This is a genomic window from Arenibacter certesii DSM 19833 (assembly GCF_000429545.1).
Taxonomy (GTDB): Bacteria; Bacteroidota; Bacteroidia; order Flavobacteriales; family Flavobacteriaceae; genus Arenibacter; species Arenibacter certesii.
Map to the genome: position 1 here is coordinate 53,211 of NZ_AUCB01000004.1, position 22,671 is coordinate 75,881.

The window sequence follows — 22,671 nt, forward strand, 5'->3', positions numbered from 1 at the left end:
TAAAAACCGCGATTTTTGATTTCCTAAATAATTTAGCCGAAATTTACACAAATTAGATTAAATACATGCGTAAAACCTCCGAGCAATACGATACCGTAGTGGAAATATGTAGGGGACTATTCCAGAAGAAGATGCACGATTACGGGAGTGCATGGCGTATTTTGCGTTTGCCTTCCCTAACTGATCAGATTTATATTAAAGCACAACGCATTAGAAGCTTGCAAGAGAACGAGGTGCGTAAGGTGGATGAAGATGAGCAATCGGAATTTATTGGGATAATAAATTATGCTGTCATGGCCTTGGTTCAATTGCAAAAAGGAGTGGTAGATCAACCAGATCTTTCTACTTCCGAAGCTGTGGCCCTTTATGATGAGCATATATCCGTAGCCAAAACATTGATGGAGAATAAGAATCACGATTATGGTGAGGCTTGGCGCGATATGAGGGTGAGTTCCCTAACGGATCTAATTTTACAAAAATTACTTAGGGTAAAACAAATAGAGGACAATAAAGGAAAAACACTAGTGAGTGAAGGTATTGGTGCTAATTACCAAGATATAATCAATTACGCCGTGTTTGCTATGATACACCTTGGATCCCAAGATTACTATAATTAGGAAAAGCAGTTTATAATTTTATATGAAATACTTAGTAGGATTTAGTCGCGCTGTTGTAGGGTTGTTGTTTATCATAAGCGGATTTATAAAACTGAACGACCCAGTTGGATTTTCCTTTAAATTGGAGGAATATTTTAGTTCTGGAGTGTTAGACCTTCCTATGTTAGAACCTATAGCATTGGAAATTTCCATTGCAGTGGTAATCCTGGAAGTCTTGCTGGGAGTTATGCTTCTAGTAGGATTCCGCATTAAATTTACGATATGGAGCCTATTGGCCATGATAGTGTTTTTCACCTTCCTTACATTTTATTCGGCCTATTTTAATAAGGTGACGGATTGTGGTTGTTTTGGTGATGCTGTAAAACTTACCCCATGGGAATCTTTTACCAAAGACGTTATTTTATTGGTGCTTATCATTATTATGATTGTAGGGATCAAGACTATTAAGCCCATCTTAGATAATGGAGCTAAAAGATTTATTGTAGGACTTACATTATTAGCTTCTGCAATTTTCGCCTATTACGTGCTAAACCATTTACCGGCAATAGACTTTAGACCCTATAAAATTGGCGCCAATATAGAAGAGGGGATGAATATTCCCGAAGGCGCACCAATGCCAATTTTTGATTATGCGTGGAAGTTTAATGTAAATGGGGAAGAAGAAGTAATAGTGACCCAAGGCGACTATCCTAGTGTGGATGGCCAGTTTATTGGAGTGGAAACCACGGAAGTACAAAAGGGCTACGAACCTCCAATTCATGATTTCACTATTGAGCAAGAGGGAGAAGATTTTGCCTCTTCCTTGCTGCAAGAACCCAAATTGGTGATGATCATAGCATATGATCTTAGAAAAAGTAACCTCAATGTGTTTGGGGATATTAAAACTCTCTCAGAAAGAGCCGTTAAAAATGGCTATAAAGTTATTGGAATGTCAGCCTCAGGACCAGAATATACAGAGGGTATTAAAAAGGATTATCGATTGGGATTCGATTTTTATTTCACCGATGAAACTACGCTGAAAACTATAGTGAGGTCTAACCCTGGCATCGTAGTCTTGGAAAAAGGTACTATTACGGAGAAGGCACATTATAAAGATATGAAGAAGCTTAAGCTGGAGTAGTTAACAATAAATGTCCGGATTAACGGGCATCTATTGTTACCTACATAAAACATAGAACAAGAACATAATTAGAAAAATATGAGAAGTAAAATTGTAGCTGGAAATTGGAAAATGAATAAGAACTTGGCGGAAACCGAAGCGTTGTTAAACCAGCTTTCTGCTAAAATGACGGATACCAAAGCCGAAGTAATGGTGGCACCCACATATGTGAACCTAACCGCGGCTAAGAATGCCTTAAAATCGTCTTCTATACAGGTGATTGCTCAGAATATGCACTTTGCGGAAAGTGGTGCCTATACCGGTGAGATTTCTGCTGATATGTTATTGGGAATAGGGGTAGATACCGTGATAATAGGTCATTCTGAAAGAAGGGCTTATTTTGGCGAAACCGATGAAATACTTGCAAAAAAGGTTAAAGCTGCCCTAGCTAAGAATATGAGGGTTATGTTCTGCTTTGGGGAAGAGTTGGCAGATAGAAAATCTGATAATCATTTTGCGGTTGTGGAAAGTCAGTTAAAAAATGGTTTGTTAAATTTAGAAACTTCAGACTGGAGTAAAATAGTTCTGGCGTACGAGCCTGTTTGGGCAATAGGTACTGGAGAGACTGCTTCTCCCGAACAAGCACAAGAAATGCATGCCTTTATTAGAAAGACCATTACCAATGCGGTTAATGCAGATGTTGCCAACAACGTATCCATCCTTTATGGAGGAAGTGTTAAGCCAAATAATGCAGAAGAGATTTTCTCTAAACCTGATGTAGATGGTGGATTAATAGGAGGGGCTGCTCTAGTTGCGGATGACTTTATAACCATAATTAACGCGATATAATTAAACTTACGTCGGAAGATTTGTCCAGCTAAAGGCGATCACTATATGGAGAGAAAGCACTCTTTATGGTTTTCTTTAGCTGGATTGATGATTCCGTTGATTCCTAGAATTACCCTAGGTAACTGAACCTTTTGGTTGTTTCCAGATCTTATATAATTCACTTATTTAATCTACTATTATGTCCAATTCCGTTTATATAGAGTACAATTTTACCGTAATTCCCGTTCAGCCAGCATCGGATATTTTGATTGCCGAATTAGGCGAGCGAGGTTTTGAAAGTTTCGTAGAAACCGATAATGGGGTACAGGCCTATATTAACAAGGAAGAATGGAATCCAGAAATCTTAAAAGATTTACCTATTTTGGAAAACAGCTTGTTCACAATTGAACACCATTATGTGGAAATTGAGCAAGAAAATTGGAACGCTACTTGGGAGCAGAACTTTAATCCTATACAAGTTGGGGATAAGTGCGTGGTGCGTGCCCCTTTTCATGAAAAGCCAGATGTAGAGTTCGATATTGTTATTGAGCCAAAAATGAGCTTTGGAACAGGACATCACGAAACTACATATATGATGATGCAACATATCTTGGACCACGATTTTAAAGGAAAATCGGTCTTGGATATGGGCAGCGGTACCGGAGTGTTGGCAATCTTGGCTGCGATGAAAGGAGCCGAAACTATAGATGCAATTGATATCGATAATTGGTGCTACCTAAATGCCATGGAAAATGTGGAACGAAACAAGTGTAACCATATTAATGTTTATGAAGGAACGGCCGATCTATTAGTTGATCAGGAATACGATATAATCATTGCAAATATTAACAGAAATATTCTTTTGGAGGATATTCCTACCTATGTAAAATGTCTTGCAAAAGACGGAATGTTGTTCTTAAGCGGATTTTATGTGGAAGATATTCCTAAAATCACTGAAAAATGTGAGGAGGTAGGATTGAAATTCGAAAATAATCTGGAAAATAACAACTGGGTTGCAGTAAAATATGTATTTTAGATAGTTATGAAAATTGATTCTATGAGTACAAAGGAAAAAGTCTCGGAAGAATTACTTTTGGAAGAAGAGACTGCTAATCAGAACGAGATTGTTTTGTTCAATGACGAGGTCAACACTTTTGATCATGTTATTGAAACGTTGATCAGTGTATGTGAACACACACCAGAACAAGCGGAACAATGCTCGTTAATTGTGCATTACAATGGAAAATGCACTGTTAAGACAGGAGAATATAAAGATTTGGAACCAAGGTGTACATTGCTGTTGCAAGCCGGGTTAAGTGCCGAAATCGTCTAGCCTATTTTATTTCTTGCACGGAAATCGGAAATGCTAATAATCTTTACTAAATTTTAGGTTTTAAAAACGCTACAAGTGAAAGTTGTTGTACTGTAGGGTTAGTTTGTATTGGGAATATGTGACTTAAGGTACTGTAATCGTCTTAATTTAATACTATCTCATCTAAAAACAACCAACTGTTCCCTCCAGGGTCGGTATGCCATGTTGGATTTTTAAGCTGACTTAAGACTTCTACTTTTATGAAATTAGCTTTGGTGGGGATGATATCAATATCGAAAAATTTTAATTTGGCTTCTGAATTGGGTTCTTCCTCTGGTGTTTTTATATTCTGAAGTAGGCTATAGGACTTGCCATCCAAGGAAGACCATACCTTAAAGCCCCTTGGGTAAAAAATCCACTGTGCCGGGGAGGAGTAGGAACCCACAGAAATTTTGGATACTAGGCTTTCTTTGTTTAGATTTATAATTGCTGTAACGTGACTACCTTCATAACCCAACCATTTGCCATCAAGAATATTAAGTGTGCCTCTTTGTTTATCTATTAAGGTGTTGCTGCCTATACCCTTATATTTATCGTTTGGTTCTTTAAGGAGTTGGACGTCTGAATAATCTAGATTGTATTTTTTAAAGCTCTTAGAAGCAATATCACTAGGCTTCCATCCTTTTTTATGGGTAATGGCTTTTATTTGGACAGAATTTGTAACTATTATTGGCTTGGTGTATTTAAGGGAAATGGTGTCTGGAGTAGTACCGTCCAAAGTGTAAAAAAAATCGGCATCCTTAAAAATATAGTCTAACCTAACCTCTAGGGAATCTTTGAAAAATTCATCACTTCCTATTATAGTAGGCGGATCCAAACTCGTAGCGGCAAAAATCTTACGATCTATACGGACAATGTTAATCTTGGGATTACGACGCTCAAAATTCTCTAGTGCCTCTTCAGAAATCTTGGTTTCCCACGTGTAAAGGGTTTTTAAACTGGGATGGTTATGTAATTTTTCTATACCGGCATTGGTAACATGAGTACCATAGAGATTTAATGATTCTAAATGCTTCAATCGTGCAAGTTGTTTTAAGGTGTTGTCCGTGATAGTGGTGTTATGCAGTTGTAGTTTAGTGATATTCTTAAATTGGGAGAGATAGGAGGAAAGGGTGTCGTTAAAATTAGATTTACTTAGGTTTAGTTCTATTATATTATCTGCCTGTTTTTTTAATTTCTTAAAATGTTCCTTTGTTAGATTAGTATGTCCTGATAAATTGATAATTATTAGCGGGTTGTTCTCGGCTACCCTTGTGGCTATCGTACCATTGATGTTAATGTCTGTTAACCACGGTGTGGAAATTGGATCTACCGTCTTTGCTATTAGCGCCCGTGGGGAGGTATCTTCTTCAAGGGAAAGTAAAATGGTGTTGATTTCCTCTGGTTTATCTAGAGTTTCTACAACACAATCGAAACAGTTTTTATTGTTGATCCACCATTCCAATAAACTAATTTCATCCGCGGTAAGCGGTGTTTTTCCTTTTGGTGGCATATGATCCTCATGTTCTAGTGGGAGTTTTATATTGCGGATCAATCTTGGTATTTCATCTTCCTTGGCCTCTAAAATACTTCCAGAATCACCACCTGCTAAAAGGTGGCCTTTAGAGGTTATTATTAATCCGCCTTTCACCTTATTGGAATTGTGGCAACTAGCGCATTTGTTATCTAAAATTGGTTGTACAATATCCGTAAAAACAACCGCCTTGCTGACATCTGTTATGATGACTTCTTTAGTTTGTGCATCTTTAAAAAGATAGTCTTCACCATGGGTCATGCTGCCACCCATATGTCCGGTGAAGCTTAAAAGAAACAAGACTAGGATAAAAAACGGTATATAAAACTTTCTATTCCACGAGCGAGGATTGCGTTTAATATAATAAAGGATACAGATACCAGCTGTGAGTGCTACCGCCATCCAACGATGTCTAAATAGCAGGACTTGATCATACCCGCCATTTTCGCCCAATAGCCAACCACTGCCCACTGCAGCTACGGAACTTATAGCTGCAATTCCTAGGGCGAAGCGAACCATATCACTGTTGGCTTCCTTATTTTTCCTACGTTCATATATTTCAATGAAAAAGGTTAAAATTAGCATGCCTATAGGCAAATGGACTAGGAGTGGATGTAAGCGGCCCAAATCAATTATCAATACCATCATTTCCTCATGTGATCTCCAAAGATGTTACACCTTATCTTGTTGGTTAATTATTGTTGTTTATTATTAATGTTAAACTGATAACTATTAAACCCTGTTTAATTTTATTGGATACGTTTTTCCCGAGTTCCATTGTGCTACATACAGGTTTTCTTCATCATCTACACATACATCATGGGGATGATGGAATATTTTTAGTTCCTGATGCATCTTGTTTAATATTCCGTTCTCATAGGTAGGAGCAGCGCCTCCAGGAGCCGATATAAGTTGATTGTTTTCATCCAAAATCGAAACAAATCCTGTTCCTTCCCCCCCGTCACCAGACCAGATGGTAGCTAAATATATGTGGTTACCAGAAATCACTGGTCTACAGATAAATGCGCCGGGTAGGTTATAACTCTCTATAAAATCGCCGTCCATGCTAAAGCGCTTTAATTTGTTCTGTTGGCGGGCGGTAATCAATAAGGTTGGGGCTTGGTTATTCCTCGTATCTATGCAAATACCATGGGCATTATTAAATAAGTGGTCTTCAGATCCCTTTCCGCCAAATACATTTAATAATTCTCCTTGTGCATTATAATGCATTATGTACTGTTCCCCATATCCGTCGGCTACATACACATCGCCATTGTCGGCTACAGCTGTTTCGGTAGGAATGTATAAATCCTTAGAGGCGTATTTTCCTGACTCTTTAGGGTAAGGGAAAATTTTTACAACCTTCCCGTCTATGGTAGTTTTTATCACCTCGTGCCTGGAATTGTCCGAAATATATAGCATATCCGTGCCGTTTTCATTCTTTAGAGTGAGACCGTGAGCTCCAGGATAATCGGTCCCCCATACCTCTATTAGCTTCCCCGATTTGTCGTAAACTATTACATTGTTCTTGGTATGATTGGTAAGCAAGAGAATGCGCCCCTTGGAGTCTTGGACCATTTCGTGGCAATCGTTAACGGGGTAGTAACTAGAATTTAGCGCTCCCCAGTTTAAGTCTACCTTATACTTATGCGTGCCATGACCTATTACAACATCCCTATATTTTTCCATAGCATTTAAAATTGGTGTGGTTGCCATAATACCTATAGTGGCAAGACTGGTGTTTTGTATGAATGTTCTTCGTTTCATTTTTTAATTTGTTGTATTTAAGTTAATATATCTTTTACTATGTGCCCTTCCACATCCGTTAGTCTAAATCTTCTTCCTTGATATTTATAGGTAAATTTTTCGTGATCTATGCCAAGAAGGTGTAACATAGTAGCTTGAAAATCATGAACGTGTACTGGGTTTTTTACAATATTATATCCAAAATCATCAGTTTCTCCATAGACCATTCCTGGTTTTATACCACCTCCTGCCATCCATATTGTAAATGATCTTGGATGGTGGTCCCTACCGTAACTGGTATCGGTTAACAATCCTTGGGAGTAATTTGTTCTTCCAAATTCCCCGCCCCAGATTACCAAAGTGTCTTCTAGAAGTCCCCTTTGCTTAAGATCGGCAACTAAAGCTGCAGAAGCTTGATCCACATCTTTAGCTTGTTTTGCAATTGCTCCGGGTAGGTTATCATGCTGATCCCAGCCCATATGATATAACTGAATAAATCTTACGTCTTGTTCTGCCAATCTTCTAGCTAGTAAACAGTTGGCGGCATACGTACCGGGGATTTTGGCGTCTGCCCCATACATTTCATAAATGTAATCTGGTTCCTTTCCGGTATCCATAACATTAGGGACAGAAGTCTGCATCCTATAGGCCATCTCATATTGGGCTATTCTACTTTTAATTTCTGGATCTCCGGATTTTTGATAATGTTTGTCGTTTAGGGCGGCTAGATTATCTAACATCTCCCGCTTCACTTCCTTGGTAATTCCTTTTGGATCATTTAGATAAAGAACTGGGTCTTTTGCTGCTCTAAATTGAACTCCCTGATGTAGGGAGTGTAAAAATCCATTTCCCCACAGCCTAGTATATAAGGGTTGTCCATTGGGCCTACCCGAACCTCTAGACAGCAAAACCGTAAAGGCAGGTAGGTTTTCATTTTCACTACCTAGCCCATAGCTTAACCAAGAACCCATGCTAGGCCTTCCTGGTTGCTGAGATCCGGTCTGAAAGAATGTTACAGCTGGGTCATGATTAATGGCTTCCGTATACATTGATTTTATGATACATAACTCATCAACTATTTTAGCGGTATACGGTAGTAGTTCACTAATATAGGTGCCGTTTTTTCCGTATTGGTCAAATTTAAAATTAGAACCTACCAAGGGAAAGCTGTCTTGACCAGAAGTCATACCTGTTAGTCGCTGTCCATTCCTGATGGATTCTGGAAGGTCCTCCCCACGCCGCTGATTTAGCAATGGTTTGTAATCGAACAACTCAAATTGCGATGGTCCCCCGCTCTGAAAAAGATAGATCACCCGTTTTGCTTTGGCAGGATGGTGCAGGGAATCTAGAATTCCCTTTACGCCATTTAGACTATTCTCTTTGGTAAGGATGCCATTCTTATCCTTTCTGAATAAATTAGCTCCCAAAAGGGATGCTAGGGCCACACCACCTACGCCTAGGGCCGTTTTTCCCAGAAAGGATCTTCGATTTAGGATCAATGATCGCTCTTCTATTATTTTCTTTTCGCTCATGATCAGCCCCGGGTTATGGATTCATCTAAATTTAAAATGGTATGTGCAGTAAGGGCAAGTGCCGTTAATTGATCTTTAGGATAATTCCCATCCAATTTCTGGGTTCCAATGCTGAGGTATTCCTCAGTGTTAATTTCTTTGGATTCCACTTTTATAAGCATACTGGTATAGTACGTATTTAAGCGCGCTAATTCTTCTTCATCAGGTAATCTAGAAGTAGTTTGGTGAAAAATATATTGGATTCTGTCGGTTGTGGAGGATTCTTGGTCCATTGCATTTTTTGCAATTATCCTAGATGCCTCAATAATCTGTGGGTCGTTTAGAAGCACCAAGGCTTGTAAGGGAGTGTTGGTCTCTTGCCGCTTTACATTGCACAGGTCCCTCGAGGCAGCATCAAAGGTCATCATGCTTGGTGGGGGTACCGTCCTTTTCCAAAAGGTATAGAGGCTTTTCCGGTAAAGGTCTGCCCCAGTACTGGTAACATAAGTAGCCGTGCTTCCTCCGCCACCGCCGGTTGTGGCCTCCCAAATCCCCTCTGGCTGGTATGGTTTTACGCTGGGACCACCTACCTCTTTGTTTAGTAGACCACTGATTTGTAAAGCTTGGTCCCTTATAAGTTCTGCGGTAAGCCTAATTCTCGGTGCCCTTGCTAGTAGTTGGTTTTCCGGATCTAATTCCTGCATTTTCTTCGTAACATGAGTACTTTGTTGATAGGTTGCAGAGAGTGCTATATATTTTAAGATCTTTTTTGAGTCCCAACCTTCATCCCTAAATTTTACAGCCAAATAATCTAATAGCTCGGGGTGTGTAGGTAGGGATCCTTGGTTACCAAAATCGAAGGAGGAGGCCACCAGTCCCGTACCGAACATGCGCTGCCAATATCTGTTCACAGTAACTCTTGCCGTAAGGGGATTTTCTCTGTGGAATAGCCATTTTGCTAAACCCAATCTGTTTTTGGGGTAGTCTGGTGGAAAAGGTAAGATGGCTTCTGGGGTATTTGGGTAGACCTGAGTAGTTGGTTGGTCATAAACTCCTCTATTTAAAATATAGGAAGGCCTTACATGCTCCATTTCAGCCATGATCATAACAGGAACTTCCTTCATCTCTGATTTTTGCAACTGAACAAAACTCAACACGTCATTTTTTTCTTTTTCGGTAATTACCATAAAGGGTGATGGTATCTTGCCTGCCCCTCCGGGAGTGATTCCCACTTCATCTATATTGTTAAAAAAACTATATAGTTCAAAATGTTCTTTTTGGCTAATAGGGTCGTATTTATGATCGTGACATCGGGCACATTCCAGGGTCATCCCCAAGAAAGCGGTCCCAAAGGTCACTGCACGGTCCTCTACATACTCTACGCGGTATTCTTCAGGGATTACGCCTCCCTCAAAAGTGATCTTATGGTTTCTGTTAAAGCCAGTTGCAAGAATCTGTTCTGCATTGGCATCGGGCAATAAATCTCCGGCTAATTGGTAAGTCACAAATTGATCATAGGGCATATTATTTTCAAAGGCGTGGATTACCCAATCCCTCCACGGCCACATTATCCGTTCAAAATCGTCTTGATAACCGTGGGTATCTGCATATCGCGCAATATCCATCCATTCTGTAGCCATATGTTCTGCATAATCCGTAGTAGTTAAAAGCGAATCTATAATTTCTTCATAAGCTGTTGGAGAGTTGTTGTCTACAAAAGTTTGAATTTGTTTTACCGTTGGAGGTAGCCCAGTAAAATCAAAATAAACACGTCGTACTAATTTTTCTTTTTGTGCCTTGGCATTAGGGGTTACGCCTAGCTTCTCCAATTTTGCTAATACAAACTGGTCTATTTCATTATGTCCCCAATCTGTATTGGTAGTTTGTGGAATCAATTGTTTTTCTGGTGGTGAAAATGCCCAATGTGTTTTGTACTCGGCCCCTTGAGCAACCCATTTTTTTAGAATTTCTTTTTCGTGTTCTTTAAGTTCTAGATTCGATTCTGTTGGTGGCATCATTAGGGATTTGTCTGTGGAAAAAATCCTGTTAACTAATTCACTCTTTTTAACATCACCAGGGACAATGGCATAATGGTCTTTCTTTTCACCTAGAGCCATATAGGCGTCTTCAGGCGTATTTAGGGAAAGTCCGCCTTCCACAGCATTTTTGTCGGGGCCATGACATTTAAAGCAGCGATCGGAGAGAATAGGTTTAACGTGAAAGGTAAAATCAATTTTTTCGGGAATTGCGCCTTTTTCAGAATTCAGCAGGCTGATTTCCTTTTTTGGACCCGATAAATTACAAGAAGTAACTAAAAAAATAGACCATAGAGCTAAAAGACTATGACTTAAGGGGATAACTAATGTCTGAAGAAATCTGTTTAGCCTAGGCATCGGTTTGTATTATTAATTGTAAAACTTCTTCTAAATTAGCTTTTAAATAATAAGTTAACATTTAATTTCGACAAACAACGAAACATTGGAGTTAAAAAAGAGAATTTAAAAAGAATTTTGAGTGCAATAGTTTAGGCCAAAAATAGTCTTAGTTAAAACTGTCTTGTAAAATCTTGCTTTTTACCTCGTTTATATAGGACCTGCCAATGGTGTATCTTGTCCCACCAATCTCTATACTATTGCCTTCAATTGCATCTATTTTATCAATGGCTATAGTGTAGGATCTATGGATTCTTAAAAATTTCTCTTGAGGGAGTTCTTCCGTAAAGCTAGTAAGAGTACTATGGACAATGTGCTGATTGGTTTTAGTCTTTATTCGGATGTAGTCCTTAAGGCTCTCAATGACGGTAATATCATCTAAATAGACCTTTTGTAATTTTTTCTTATCTACTTTTACAAAAATACTCGGATTCTCCACTGCGGATGGGGATTCCAGTTTTTTTGCCCCTTCTTTAAGGGAGATAATTCTATTCACCGCTTTTAGAAATCTAGGAAAGGGGATGGGCTTTACTAAATAATCTATGGCCTGTAATTCATAACTTTCCAATGCATAGTTTTCATGTGCGGTAGTTATTACCACCATGGCGTTGGAATTAATAGTGCTTAGTAAGTCCAAACCACTCATAACGGGCATGTTAATATCCAAGAATACAATATCTACCTCCTCCTTTTGAAAAAATGAGGAGGCATCCACAGCATTTGTGAAGGTGGTTACCAACTGTAACTCCTTAATCTGTTCCACATAGTTCTTTATAACTTTTACGGCTAGAGGTTCATCGTCAATTATGGCTACCTTATAACTCATTGTACCTTTAATTTAAGAATAACATTAAACGTTTGGTCTTTCTCATATATTGAAAGATGGTAATCTTTTTGATCATAACCCAATTCCAATCGTTTTTTTACATTGGCAAGTCCAATCCCTCCTTCTTTGGGGACAACGGGAATGAATTGTTTATTCTGGGGAATGGTATTGACCGCTCTAAAATTTAAGTACGATCCTTCGATATTGATGTCTATGGAAATGAGCATCTTACCAATATTTTTGTTTGCCCCGTGTTTAAAGCAGTTTTCTACAATAGGAATCAATAACATTGGAGCGATGGTTTTATTGTTCAGATCCCCAGAAACCTTTAGGTTAATGGAGAGTGATTCGTCAAATCGGATTCTTTCCAGATCCACATAATTCTGGATGCATTCCAGTTCTTTGGTCAGCTCCTGTTGTTTCTTTTTAGTGCCGTAAAGCAAATATCGCATTAGTTCGGATAGTTTTAAAATTACCTGTGGCGCTTTATCCGATTTTTCTAGGCTCAGGCCATAGATATTGTTCAATGTATTAAAGAAAAAGTGCGGGGAAACCTGAGATTTAAGAAACTTAAGTTCGGTAGTAAGCTGTCTTTTCTCCAACTCATGGAGTTTATTGCTTTCATTGAGCCAATCTATAGTGACTTTTATTGCAGTGACGAAGGCAATTACATAAAGTTCCCCTAGCATAGAGGTGATGGCGTAATTTAAGGTTAGCCCTTCTATATTCTCCGGTCCTTCTGGCCATACATTAGTGCTTACTAAATAATAAGTGAGGTTGTATTTCACCAAAAGCATTATAAACAGGGATGCCATTATGGCCAAGGTATATAATATGTATTTTTTGGTAAACACCAATTTGGGCATTAAGTAATAAACGTTAAAATAAGCCAACGCCATATGGATAGGAAATCCTAATAAATTAGTTTTAAGGGAGTATTCAAAATCGTTGTGCAAACTGGTCCAGCGAAGGGTGTTAAAAATAAAGTAAACTAACCAAAATACGAGATGCTGTTTATAAGTGATTGTGTAATCCTTAGACTCATTAACTTTGAGCAATTGATCTAAATGACCGTTTAATGACATATTTTATAACCCTTAATATTATTCTTGGATGTTACCTTAAACCGCATTGAACGGTTATTGGTCTAATTTTATTTTAGTTCGATTAAAAAATGTCAAATATTTCAAACCGATTCTGATTTTGATAGTTAATTTTTGAATTCGGGAAGGTTTAGTCCTTAAAATCCACGAAATTTAGCAAAAATTAGAGAATGCAGCCTTTATTTCTAACTAGGAAAGACCATATTTTTGCGGCTTTTGAAATTGGTTTTATACATAATTGGCGAAGTAACTTATAATTAAGTAAATAATAATAAATAGGATGATGAATTTAGTAAAAAGTAAAGGTAGATGGGCTTTGTTTATTTTAATTGCTCTTTCTGGAATTTGTGAGTCATACGCTCAAAATATTCCAAGAAGTTATATTGCGCATAAAACCGACGAAGCAATGGTAATAGATGGGAAAATGGATGAAAATGCTTGGAAATTGGCTCCTTGGTCTCAGGATTATATCGACATTGAAGGAAAGGTTACCCCTACTTATAGGACGAGAATGAAAATGTTATGGGATAGTGATTATCTGTATGTTTTGGCAGAAATGGAAGAACCTCATGTTTGGGCTACTTTAAAGCAGCGTGATACGGTAATCTTCTATAATAACGATTTTGAGATTTTCATTGATGCGGAAGGAGATACCCATAATTATTATGAATTTGAAATGAACGCCCATAATACGATATGGGACCTTTTTCTCACCAAACCCTACAGAAATAATGGTAATAAGGTAATAGACAGTTGGGATATTCAGGGAGTTAAATCTGCTGTTGATATTAGAGGTACCCTTAATGACGCTTCGGATATGGATGAAGGGTGGTCCGTGGAGATTGCACTTCCTTGGAGTGTAATCACAGAGGCATCTAAGGATGGGAAAATACCAGAAAATGATTTTTGGCGACTTAACTTTTCTAGGGTGAACTGGGATTTTGATCTTACCGACGGTCGCTATTCAAGAAAAAAAGGTGATGATGGCAATTACCTTCCAGAATACAATTGGGTATGGTCCCCGCAAGGCGTTATAAACATGCATGAGCCTGAGCATTGGGGTTATGTTTATTTCTCTTCTGAACCAGTAGGGGGTAAGGTGGAGTTTACAATTCCTAAGGACGATTATATTAAATGGCATTTGTATTCACTTCACAGAGCAGTATTGCACAACGATAAGGATGCTGAGAAACAAATTGCAAAGCCCAAGAAGATTTTGGATAGCGTGCTGAAACCAGCTATGGAAAAACATAAATCAGGTTACAATATTTGGGTTAAGAGTCCTTTTACAGGTAAGATTCTATTAGTTAAGGAAGATGGGCAATTTCAGAGCTTAGAGGATAAATAGTAGAAAATTAAATAGAGATAAAAAGTAGAATGAAAAAGAAAGTGGGACTATGGTTAAGCTTAATTATGCTTTTGACCATTTTTGGTTGTGCGGACGAAGGGAAAACTGTTTTTAAAGAAAGTGATATTAACATCATTCCCCAACCGGATAAAGTACAATTTAAAGAGGGGGCATTTCGATTTACCAAAGATACCCAATTTGTAGTTCCCTTAGAGTATGCTGAGGTAGCCGAAGTGCTACTCGATAAGTTTAGCAAAGCGGCAGGATGGAATTTAAGGGTCGTTGATACCGAACCAATTAATAATTATGTGCAATTGGTCTTGGACGACGCCTTGGAAAATGAGGCTTATAACGTGATAATAACAGGTGATAAAGTAGAAGTAACCGCAAATGGATATGCTGGCTTTTTATATGGTTTGGAAACCTTAAGACAATTGCTTCCTGTGGCGATAGAAAGTGACAATTTAGTTGTTGATGTAAAATGGGATATTCCTACCGTTCAAATTACTGATAGCCCACGTTTTAAATGGCGTGGTTTTATGATGGATGTTTCTAGACACTTCTTTAATAAAGAATATATTTTATCAACAATTGATCAATTGGCGCTTTTGAAAATGAATACGCTGCACCTTCATTTGGTAGATGACCAAGGTTGGAGGTTAGAAATCAAAAAATATCCAAAACTTACAGAAGTAGGCGCATTTAGAGTAGATCAAGAAGATAAACATTGGGATGCTAGACAAACCCCAAAATTGGGTGAGCAAGCTACTTATGGCGGATTTTATACCCAAGAGGATATAAAGGAAATTGTAGCATACGCAACGAGCAGAGGAATAAATGTGGTTCCAGAAATAGAAATGCCAGCACATGTTATGAGCGCTATAGCAGCCTATCCGGAATTATCCTGTTTACAGAACCCTATCATGGTACCATCTGGTGGGGTTTGGCCAATAACAGAAATTTATTGCGCAGGGAAAGAGTCAACTTTCGAGTTCTTGGAAAATGTATTGATAGAGGTAATGGATTTGTTCCCTTCACAATATATACATGTTGGGGGAGATGAAGCAACCAAAACTAATTGGGAAAAATGCCCAGATTGTAGTAAGAGGGTAAAAGTAGAAGGCTTGGCCAACGTAGAGGAGCTACAAAGTTATTTTATAAAAAGAATGGAGCGTTTTATCAGCTCCAAGGGTAGAACCCTAATTGGATGGGATGAAATATTGGAAGGTGGTTTGGCACCTGGTGCTACGGTTATGAGCTGGCGCGGCTTTGAGGGGGGATTGGAAGCCTCTGCATCGGGACACGATGTGGTGATGTCGCCAACGTCACACGCTTATTTTGATTATTATCAAGGCAATCAAGATACTGAACCTATGGCTTGGGGCGGGCATACCCCTTTGAGTAAGGTGTATGAATTTGACCCTGTGGTTGAAGGTATGACGCCAAAACAGGAAAATCACGTTTTGGGCGGACAAGCAAACTTGTGGACCGAATTTGTACCTACTGTTGCGCAAGCACAATATATGACCTATCCTCGTTTGGCGGCCTTGGCTGAGTCGGTTTGGAGCACTAAGGAAAATAAGAATTGGTCCGACTTCTCCGCTAGGATCGATGCCCTGTTTAATAGATACGATGCTATGGGGATTAATTACGCTAAAAGTGCCTACCAAGTAACTACAGATGTGTCTGTTGATCCGGAAAACGGTACAATTTCTATCGCACTTAAAAATGAATTTCCAAATGCAGATATACGTTATGCTTTGGATGGGAATGATATTACGACGAGCTCTCAACAATATGATAGCCCAATTGAAATAGCTAAAACTACTGAAATAAGAGCGCAAGTTTTTAAGGATGAGGAGCCTGTAGGGGTACAATTAGAAAAAACGATCAACTTTCATAAAGCAGCGGGAAAACCGGTAACTTATTTAAATAAATATCACGATAATTACCAAGGAGCAAAGGAAATTGGGATGGTGAACGTGGTGCGGGGTTCTAAAAATTTTCACGACGGACAGTGGCAAGGCTGGTTAGGTGATAATATGATATTGGTGATCGATATGGAAACGCCAACCGAAATAGAGGAAATTAGTGTTGGATCTTTGGAAAATCAAGGTTCTGGGATCTATTTTCCTGTGGAAATAAATGTTTTACTGTCCGATGATGGAAAAACCTATAAAAAGGAAGGCACATTAAAACGGGATTTCGCTGCAAACATTAAATCCGAACTAAAAGATTTTGTCATCGACCTTAATAAGCAAACCACTAGATTTGTAAAGGTTGAAGCTATCAATTTGGGCACGCCTCCTACTGGCGGAGGATCTTGGATGTTTATTGATGAGATTATCATGCAGTAGTTGAGCTTTAGAACATAGTAGCCTTCTCAAAAAAATATAATAAAAATCACATTTAAGTAATGCAGTATAAATTTATTTTATGGGTTGTTTTATTTTCAACTCAACTATTTTCTCAAGACAAACCAGTAGATTATGTGAATCCATTTATTGGGACCTCCAATTATGGAACTACTAATCCTGGGCCTATTGCAATGAGGGGGATGGTGAGTGTATCTCCCTTTAATGTAGCCGGACCAGAAAACGTGCCACTAGAAAAAGACAGTAGGTGGTTATCTACTCCCTATGTGCATGAGAATACCTTTTTAACTGGCTTTAGCCATGTTAATTTAAGTGGTGTTGGGTGCCCAGAACTAGGGGTAATATTGGCCATGCCCACCACGGGAGACTTGGAAGTGGATCATTTAAAATATGGTTCATCCTACTCTCAAGAAAAAGCCAAGGTGGGGTATTATTCCAATACATTGGATAAATACGCAATAGGTGTGGAAGCAACTGCTACAACAAGGGTTGGGGTAAGTAAATATTCTTTTCCTGAAGGTGATGCTAACATATTAATTAACCTTGGGCTAGGACTTACCAATGAGCAGGGTGCCTCTGTAAAGGTAGTTTCCCCTACCGAAATTGAAGGAGTGCGGAGTGTAGGTTCCTTCTGTTATTACAAACCGGAGGAAGCATATCCTGTATATTTTGTAGCTCGTTTCTCTAAACCTGCAGCCGCTTTTGGTGTGTGGAAGAAGCCTACCACCTATAAAGGAGTAGAAGCAGAATGGATGGGGTACAATGGCCAGTCAAGAATAATGAAGGGGTATGCTAAGGAAGTCGTAGGGGATAGTATAGGAGCGTATATGCGCTACAATTTTAAGGTCCCTACCGAAGTGGAGATGAAAATTGGAGTGTCTTATGTGAGTATCGAGAATGCACGTGAAAATCTGGAAAAGGAAACCAGTACTAGGAGCTTTGATCGGATTTTAGAGGAAGCTCAGAATATTTGGAACACACACTTGTCGAAAATTGAAGTTGAAGGGGGAACCAAGGACGACAAGGTGAATTTCTATACCGCTTTGTACCATACCTTAATTCACCCAAATACCTTGAATGATTATAATGGGGAATATCCCAAAATGAAAACTAGGGAAACCTTAAAAACGGAAGATACACGCTATACGGTGTTTTCGTTATGGGATACCTATAGAAACCTGCATCAGTTGATGAGTTTGGTATATCCGGACCAGCAGTCGGATATGATAAAAAGTATGTTGCAGATCTACGATGAAAGTGGATGGTTGCCAAAGTGGGAGCTAAATGCTACGGAAACCACTACTATGGTGGGAGATCCTGCAGGAATTGTTATTGCAGATACCTATTTAAGAGGAATTACGGATTTTGATGTGGAAAAGGCTTATGGCGCAATGGTAAAAAGTGCAGATCAACTAGAAGACAATCCGCTCCGGCCTGGCTTGAAGGATTATTTAGAAAAAGGATATTTAACTACCAAAACCACAAATAGCGGATCTGTTTCTAGCACACAAGAATATAATATTTCCGACTATGCCATCGCTCAACTGGCTAAAACGCTTGGGAAAAAATCAGACTATAAGCGATTTTCAAAACGATCCATATCCTATAGGGATTTATTGGATAAGGAGATTAACCTCCTACGCCCAAAAAATGATGATGGTAGTTGGTTAAGCCCGTATAACCCTGAAACAGGAGCCAATTTTGAAATGAATTTAGGCTTTATTGAAGGGAATGCCTGGCAATATACTTTTATGGTGACTCATGATGTTAAGGGGTTGATGAAGCTTATGGGAGGAGAAAAACCATTTGTAGACAGGTTGCAGGATGTTTTTGATAAGGGGCAATTTGATATGGCCAATGAACCCGATATAGCCTACCCATACCTATTCAACTATGTGCCGGGAGAAGAAAGGCGTACTCAAGAAACGGTCGCTAATTTACTGAATTCCTATTTTAACAATAGTCCGGACGGGCTACCAGGGAATGATGATACGGGAACTATGTCTGCTTGGGCCGTGTTTTCTATGATGGGTATTTATCCTGTGAGCCCAGCTAATACCAATTATGCTATTACGGCTCCCAAATTTAAGAAGGTAACCATTCACTTGGATCCCAATTATTACGGTCAGGAGAAACTGGTGATTACCTCCAATGCCTCATCTGAAAATAGGTTTATTAAGGGAGTAACAGTGAGTGGAAAACCTCATTTGAGCTATTTTATTGATCATCAGGAGTTAGTGAACGCGAAGACTATAGATTTCCTATTGGAGCAAAAAGAATTGGAGAGCAAATAAGACGTCTAATCTTCAACAATCCATAAAGATTTTTAAAGGATTTCATTAAAATAGTAAAGCTGGACAATACACTTATTGTCCAGCTTTACTATTTTAATTCTTTTTTATTTAATGGTATTTGTTAGGGTAGTGGTTGCTCCTACAATTAACCAATAACCTTTGATTTCATTAAAGCAGAGCTGAAATAAAAGTGCTAATAATTCTCTTTTTTTATTACAATCTTGTTGTTATGTTTGCCGCCGGACCTATATAAGTAAAATATCTGGTTTGTATTGATAGTATTTGCCTATTTAACGATACGTTTTATGCTTTTTTCGACAGGGAGCCGTCGATAGAATTCGCGAAAACGTTTGCGGAAATTGTCCTTGGGCAAGTGGGCATTGTTGTTGGTCGAATTAGTTTTTTCTTTTGTCCAATAAGCATAAGTTTTATGCTATAATTAACAACTTATTAACTAATTAAAATTCAGAAGTATGAGTAAGAAATTTCATTACTTTTTATTGCTTTTCGCATTTCTCTCTGTTCAGGGGATAATGGCGCAGGGCAATCCGGTTACAGGAATTGTTACCGATGATTTAGGTGCCCCCTTGCCAGGGGTAAATGTGGTGCAAAAGGGTACAACAAATGGTACTTCCACAGATTTTGATGGTAATTTCAGTATCAATGTTCCTAGTACCGCTACTTTAATTTTTTCCTCTTTAGGTTTTACAACTAAAGAAGTTGCGGTTGGTGGACAATCAACAATAAATGTATCATTATCTGAAGATGCCGAGCAGTTAGGTGAAGTAGTAGTAACTGCTTTAGGTATTAAAAGGGAGAGAAAATCCTTAGGATACGCCTTACAAGAAATTAAGGGAGGTGATATTGTTGACTCACGTGAATCTAACGTTACTAATGCCCTTTCAGGTAAAGTGGCTGGATTACAGGTGGTTAAAGGTAGTAATGGGCCTGCTAGTTCTTCCAAAATTGTACTAAGAGGTAATAACTCCTTAACTGGGGATAACCAACCTTTAATTGTTGTTGATGGGGTACCTATGGATAACTTTACAGGATCTAACAACAACGATTTTTGGAATCCTGCTGCTGATATGGGAAATGGTCTTGGTGATCTAAACCCAGACAACATAGAGAGCATGTCTGTACTAAAGGGGGCATCTGCTGCTGCTTTGTACGGATCCCGTGCTGGTAACGGTGTTATTTTAATTACTACAAAAACAGGTAAAGCCCAGAAAGGTTTAGGAGTGACCTATTCTGTTACTACAGGTTTCGAAACTATTTTTATGTCTCCTGAGTTGCAAAATGAATTTGGACAAGGTATGGATGGTATTCATGATCCTAAGTCTGGTTCTAGTTGGGGTCCTAAAATTGCTGGCCAGTCCGTAGAGAATTGGAATGGTGAGCAAACTAACTTAAGGGCTTATAACAATTTAGACAACTATATTAAAACTGGCTTCAGCGTTAATCATAGCCTTGCTTTTCAGCAGCAAGTAAGTGAAGCTACTTCCTTATATACCTCCGCAACTTATTTTAGTGATGACAGTAAGATTCCTGGAGCTTCATTGGATAGATTAAACTTGCTAACCCGTGCAGTTTCTACTTTTGGAGATAATAAGAATTGGTCTACAGATGTAAAGGTACAGTACATGAAAACTACTGCACAAAATAGACCGGTGAGTGGTATTAATAACTCTAACGTTTTTGGCACTATATATCTACTGCCAAGATCTTTAGATATTACCGAGCTAAGAAATAATAGTGATGAATTTGGTAATATGATATGGTATCAACCAGGTGGAAATGGAGTTAACCCATATTGGGCAGCCAGTAATAACTTAAACACCGATTCTAGAGACCGATTCTTACTAAGTGGTGCTATTAAGAACGAAATTACCGATTGGTTAAGTGCAGAAGTTAGAGCAGGAGCTGATTTGTATACCACCAATACGGAGTCTAAGCTTTATGCTGGGAGCCCACTTGGGACTACCGGACGTTTTTCTATGGGCAAGGAAACCTTCGTAGAAAGTAATTATAGTGCCTTATTGACCGCATCTAAAGATAACTTGTTTGGAAAGTTTGGAGGAGCTCTTACCTTGGGAGGAAATCTTATGGCGCAAGAAAATAGTAGTTTAGGTGCTAATGCAGGGGAATTGGAAGTGCCAAACCTTTTCTCTTTAAACAATGGAAAAGATAAGGCTACTGTAAGTCAGGGGTTTAGCGAAAAGAGAATCAACTCTTTGTACGGAACCCTGCAGTTAAATTATGATGGTTATTTCTTTATTGATGTAACTGGCCGTAATGATTGGTCCTCTACATTAAGCAAGGAAAATAGGTCTTTCTTTTACCCATCTATAAGTACTTCACTAGTAGTTTCTGATTTGATCCAAAACAATGGAGGTAATATACCAGAGTGGCTTACCTATGCTAAATTAAGAGCTTCACATGCGCAGGTAGGTAACGACTTAAGTCCATATCAGTTATATAATACTTATAATATCAACAAAGATCCAAACGGCAATACTGTTGCTGGAAGTGGAGGGACATTATATAATCCTGACGTAAAAAGTGAGTTGATTAAATCTAATGAAGTAGGTTTGGAAGCACGTTTTTTCCAGAACAGACTTAGTTTTGACTTTGCTTACTACAAATCCAATGCAACCCGTCAATTAATAGACTTGCCATTAAACCCTTTAAGTGGATATAATTCAGTTAAAGCCAATGCAGGTGATATTCAGAACGAAGGGATAGAGTTAATGGTGAATGCGAGGATATTTGATAATCCTAACGGATTTAACTGGGATACCTCAATAAACTATTCTAAGAATGAGAATACCGTAGTAGAATTAACCGATGAGGTTACTCAGTATGGTTTAGGTGGATATGATAACATATCTATTCTTGCGGTAGCAGGTGAATTATATGGTGAGATATACGGTACAAAATACCGCAGGGTAGAGGATGCTTCCAGTCCTAATTATAATAAAATTATTGTAGATGGTGCTGGTATTCCTTTGGCAGCAGATGGTAGGTTTAAACTTGGAAACCAACAGCCTGATGCCATGATCGGATGGACGAACAACTTTAGGTACAAAAACTTTGGCTTAAGCTTTTTGGTGGATGCAAGATTAGGAGGAGAAATATTCTCTGGAACCAACTTGGCAATTGGTAGAAGCGGAACCGGTGCTGAAACCGTTGTTAATGGTGAAAGAGCAGATATCGTCTTTGACGGAGTTGTTGAAGATGGAAATGGTGGGTTTGTAGCAAATACAACAGCTGTTTCTGCTCAGGATTACTGGACAACTTTAAGTGATAGATCTGGTAACTTAGGAATTACTGAAGCTAATATTTTTGATGCAACTAATATTCGTTTAAGAAGTGTACAGTTAGATTATAATTTACCTTCAAAATGGTTGGACGGAATGTCTGTGCAAAACGCAAAAATTGGCGTATCTGTAAATAATGTTTGGATGATTCATAGTAACTTAAATGGTGTGGATCCTGAATCAGTGTACGCAACCAGTTCTAACGCCGTAGGATTCGAGAATCTTACCTCTCCTACTTCTAGATCGGTATTTTTAAACTTAGCAATTAGTTTCTAAAAAAATATAAA

The 22,671-nt window shown here is 38.6% G+C and carries 15 protein-coding genes; 9 read left to right on the top strand and 6 right to left on the bottom strand.

Annotated elements, in window-relative coordinates:
- The first annotated feature begins 65 nt into the window (after positions 1-65).
- The 5 genes from G466_RS0101300 (at position 66) to G466_RS0101320 (ending at position 3,877) form a co-directional block, all read left to right on the top strand.
- The gene (locus G466_RS0101300; protein ID WP_026812010.1) at positions 66-617 is read left to right on the top strand and encodes a DUF1599 domain-containing protein; all 552 of its coding nucleotides are present in this window, start codon (positions 66-68) and stop codon (positions 615-617) included.
- A gap of 22 nt (positions 618-639) precedes the next feature.
- Positions 640-1,737 (top strand): BT_3928 family protein, encoded by a 1,098-nt coding sequence (locus G466_RS0101305; protein WP_026812011.1) that lies wholly within the window; start codon positions 640-642, stop codon positions 1,735-1,737.
- A 78-nt stretch (positions 1,738-1,815) separates the two neighbouring features.
- Positions 1,816-2,565, top strand: coding sequence for a triose-phosphate isomerase (gene tpiA, locus G466_RS0101310; protein ID WP_026812012.1), 750 nt, complete (start codon positions 1,816-1,818; stop codon positions 2,563-2,565).
- 178 nt (positions 2,566-2,743) lie between these two features.
- The gene (gene prmA, locus G466_RS0101315) at positions 2,744-3,580 is read left to right on the top strand and encodes a 50S ribosomal protein L11 methyltransferase (protein WP_026812013.1); all 837 of its coding nucleotides are present in this window, start codon (positions 2,744-2,746) and stop codon (positions 3,578-3,580) included.
- A gap of 21 nt (positions 3,581-3,601) precedes the next feature.
- Positions 3,602-3,877, top strand: a complete 276-nt coding sequence (locus G466_RS0101320; RefSeq protein ID WP_026812014.1) for an ATP-dependent Clp protease adaptor ClpS — start codon at positions 3,602-3,604, stop codon at positions 3,875-3,877.
- A gap of 142 nt (positions 3,878-4,019) precedes the next feature.
- Here the strand turns inward: G466_RS0101320 and G466_RS0101325 are convergent, their stop codons facing one another.
- From G466_RS0101325 to G466_RS0101350, 6 genes are all read right to left on the bottom strand, one after another.
- Positions 4,020-6,077: an FN3 associated domain-containing protein gene (locus tag G466_RS0101325; protein WP_026812015.1), complete on the bottom strand. Its 2,058-nt coding sequence runs from the start codon at positions 6,075-6,077 to the stop codon at positions 4,020-4,022.
- Between the two features lie 84 nt (positions 6,078-6,161).
- Positions 6,162-7,196 carry an NHL repeat-containing protein gene (locus G466_RS0101330; protein ID WP_026812016.1) on the bottom strand — a complete coding sequence of 345 codons (1,035 nt, stop codon included), beginning with the start codon at positions 7,194-7,196 and terminating at the stop codon, positions 6,162-6,164.
- A 17-nt stretch (positions 7,197-7,213) separates the two neighbouring features.
- Positions 7,214-8,707, bottom strand: a complete 1,494-nt coding sequence (locus G466_RS0101335) for a DUF1501 domain-containing protein (RefSeq protein ID WP_026812017.1) — start codon at positions 8,705-8,707, stop codon at positions 7,214-7,216.
- Between the two features lie 2 nt (positions 8,708-8,709).
- The gene (locus G466_RS0101340; RefSeq protein ID WP_051315485.1) at positions 8,710-11,079 is read right to left on the bottom strand and encodes a PSD1 and planctomycete cytochrome C domain-containing protein; all 2,370 of its coding nucleotides are present in this window, start codon (positions 11,077-11,079) and stop codon (positions 8,710-8,712) included.
- A gap of 148 nt (positions 11,080-11,227) precedes the next feature.
- The gene (locus G466_RS0101345; protein WP_026812019.1) at positions 11,228-11,944 is read right to left on the bottom strand and encodes a LytR/AlgR family response regulator transcription factor; all 717 of its coding nucleotides are present in this window, start codon (positions 11,942-11,944) and stop codon (positions 11,228-11,230) included.
- Positions 11,941-13,029, bottom strand: coding sequence for a sensor histidine kinase (locus G466_RS0101350; protein ID WP_026812020.1), 1,089 nt, complete (start codon positions 13,027-13,029; stop codon positions 11,941-11,943). Before G466_RS0101350 ends, G466_RS0101345 begins: the two co-directional genes overlap by 4 nt.
- Positions 13,030-13,327: 298 nt before the next feature.
- Between G466_RS0101350 and G466_RS0101355 the strand changes: the two genes are divergently transcribed.
- The 4 genes from G466_RS0101355 (at position 13,328) to G466_RS0101370 (ending at position 22,660) form a co-directional block, all read left to right on the top strand.
- Complete coding sequence (locus G466_RS0101355; protein ID WP_026812021.1) at positions 13,328-14,395, top strand: carbohydrate-binding family 9-like protein; 1,068 nt, start codon at positions 13,328-13,330, stop codon at positions 14,393-14,395.
- Between the two features lie 29 nt (positions 14,396-14,424).
- Entirely contained in the window at positions 14,425-16,752 is a 2,328-nt protein-coding gene (locus G466_RS0101360) for a beta-N-acetylhexosaminidase (protein ID WP_026812022.1), read from the top strand.
- Positions 16,753-16,811: 59 nt separating this feature from the next.
- The gene (locus G466_RS0101365; protein ID WP_026812023.1) at positions 16,812-19,064 is read left to right on the top strand and encodes a GH92 family glycosyl hydrolase; all 2,253 of its coding nucleotides are present in this window, start codon (positions 16,812-16,814) and stop codon (positions 19,062-19,064) included.
- A 473-nt stretch (positions 19,065-19,537) separates the two neighbouring features.
- Positions 19,538-22,660 (top strand): SusC/RagA family TonB-linked outer membrane protein, encoded by a 3,123-nt coding sequence (locus G466_RS0101370; protein WP_026812024.1) that lies wholly within the window; start codon positions 19,538-19,540, stop codon positions 22,658-22,660.
- Positions 22,661-22,671: the final 11 nt, after the last annotated feature.

Coding starts and splice junctions, on each gene's coding strand:
- G466_RS0101370 (WP_026812024.1), top strand. CDS start 19,538: ATGAGTAAGAAATTTCATTACTTTTTATTGCTTTTCGCATTTCTCTCT.
- G466_RS0101345 (WP_026812019.1), bottom strand. CDS start 11,944: ATGAGTTATAAGGTAGCCATAATTGACGATGAACCTCTAGCCGTAAAA.
- G466_RS0101365 (WP_026812023.1), top strand. CDS start 16,812: ATGCAGTATAAATTTATTTTATGGGTTGTTTTATTTTCAACTCAACTA.
- G466_RS0101360 (WP_026812022.1), top strand. CDS start 14,425: ATGAAAAAGAAAGTGGGACTATGGTTAAGCTTAATTATGCTTTTGACC.
- G466_RS0101325 (WP_026812015.1), bottom strand. CDS start 6,077: ATGATGGTATTGATAATTGATTTGGGCCGCTTACATCCACTCCTAGTC.
- G466_RS0101300 (WP_026812010.1), top strand. CDS start 66: ATGCGTAAAACCTCCGAGCAATACGATACCGTAGTGGAAATATGTAGG.
- G466_RS0101330 (WP_026812016.1), bottom strand. CDS start 7,196: ATGAAACGAAGAACATTCATACAAAACACCAGTCTTGCCACTATAGGT.
- G466_RS0101350 (WP_026812020.1), bottom strand. CDS start 13,029: ATGTCATTAAACGGTCATTTAGATCAATTGCTCAAAGTTAATGAGTCT.
- G466_RS0101355 (WP_026812021.1), top strand. CDS start 13,328: ATGATGAATTTAGTAAAAAGTAAAGGTAGATGGGCTTTGTTTATTTTA.
- G466_RS0101305 (WP_026812011.1), top strand. CDS start 640: ATGAAATACTTAGTAGGATTTAGTCGCGCTGTTGTAGGGTTGTTGTTT.
- prmA (WP_026812013.1), top strand. CDS start 2,744: ATGTCCAATTCCGTTTATATAGAGTACAATTTTACCGTAATTCCCGTT.
- G466_RS0101320 (WP_026812014.1), top strand. CDS start 3,602: ATGAGTACAAAGGAAAAAGTCTCGGAAGAATTACTTTTGGAAGAAGAG.
- tpiA (WP_026812012.1), top strand. CDS start 1,816: ATGAGAAGTAAAATTGTAGCTGGAAATTGGAAAATGAATAAGAACTTG.
- G466_RS0101340 (WP_051315485.1), bottom strand. CDS start 11,079: ATGCCTAGGCTAAACAGATTTCTTCAGACATTAGTTATCCCCTTAAGT.
- G466_RS0101335 (WP_026812017.1), bottom strand. CDS start 8,707: ATGAGCGAAAAGAAAATAATAGAAGAGCGATCATTGATCCTAAATCGA.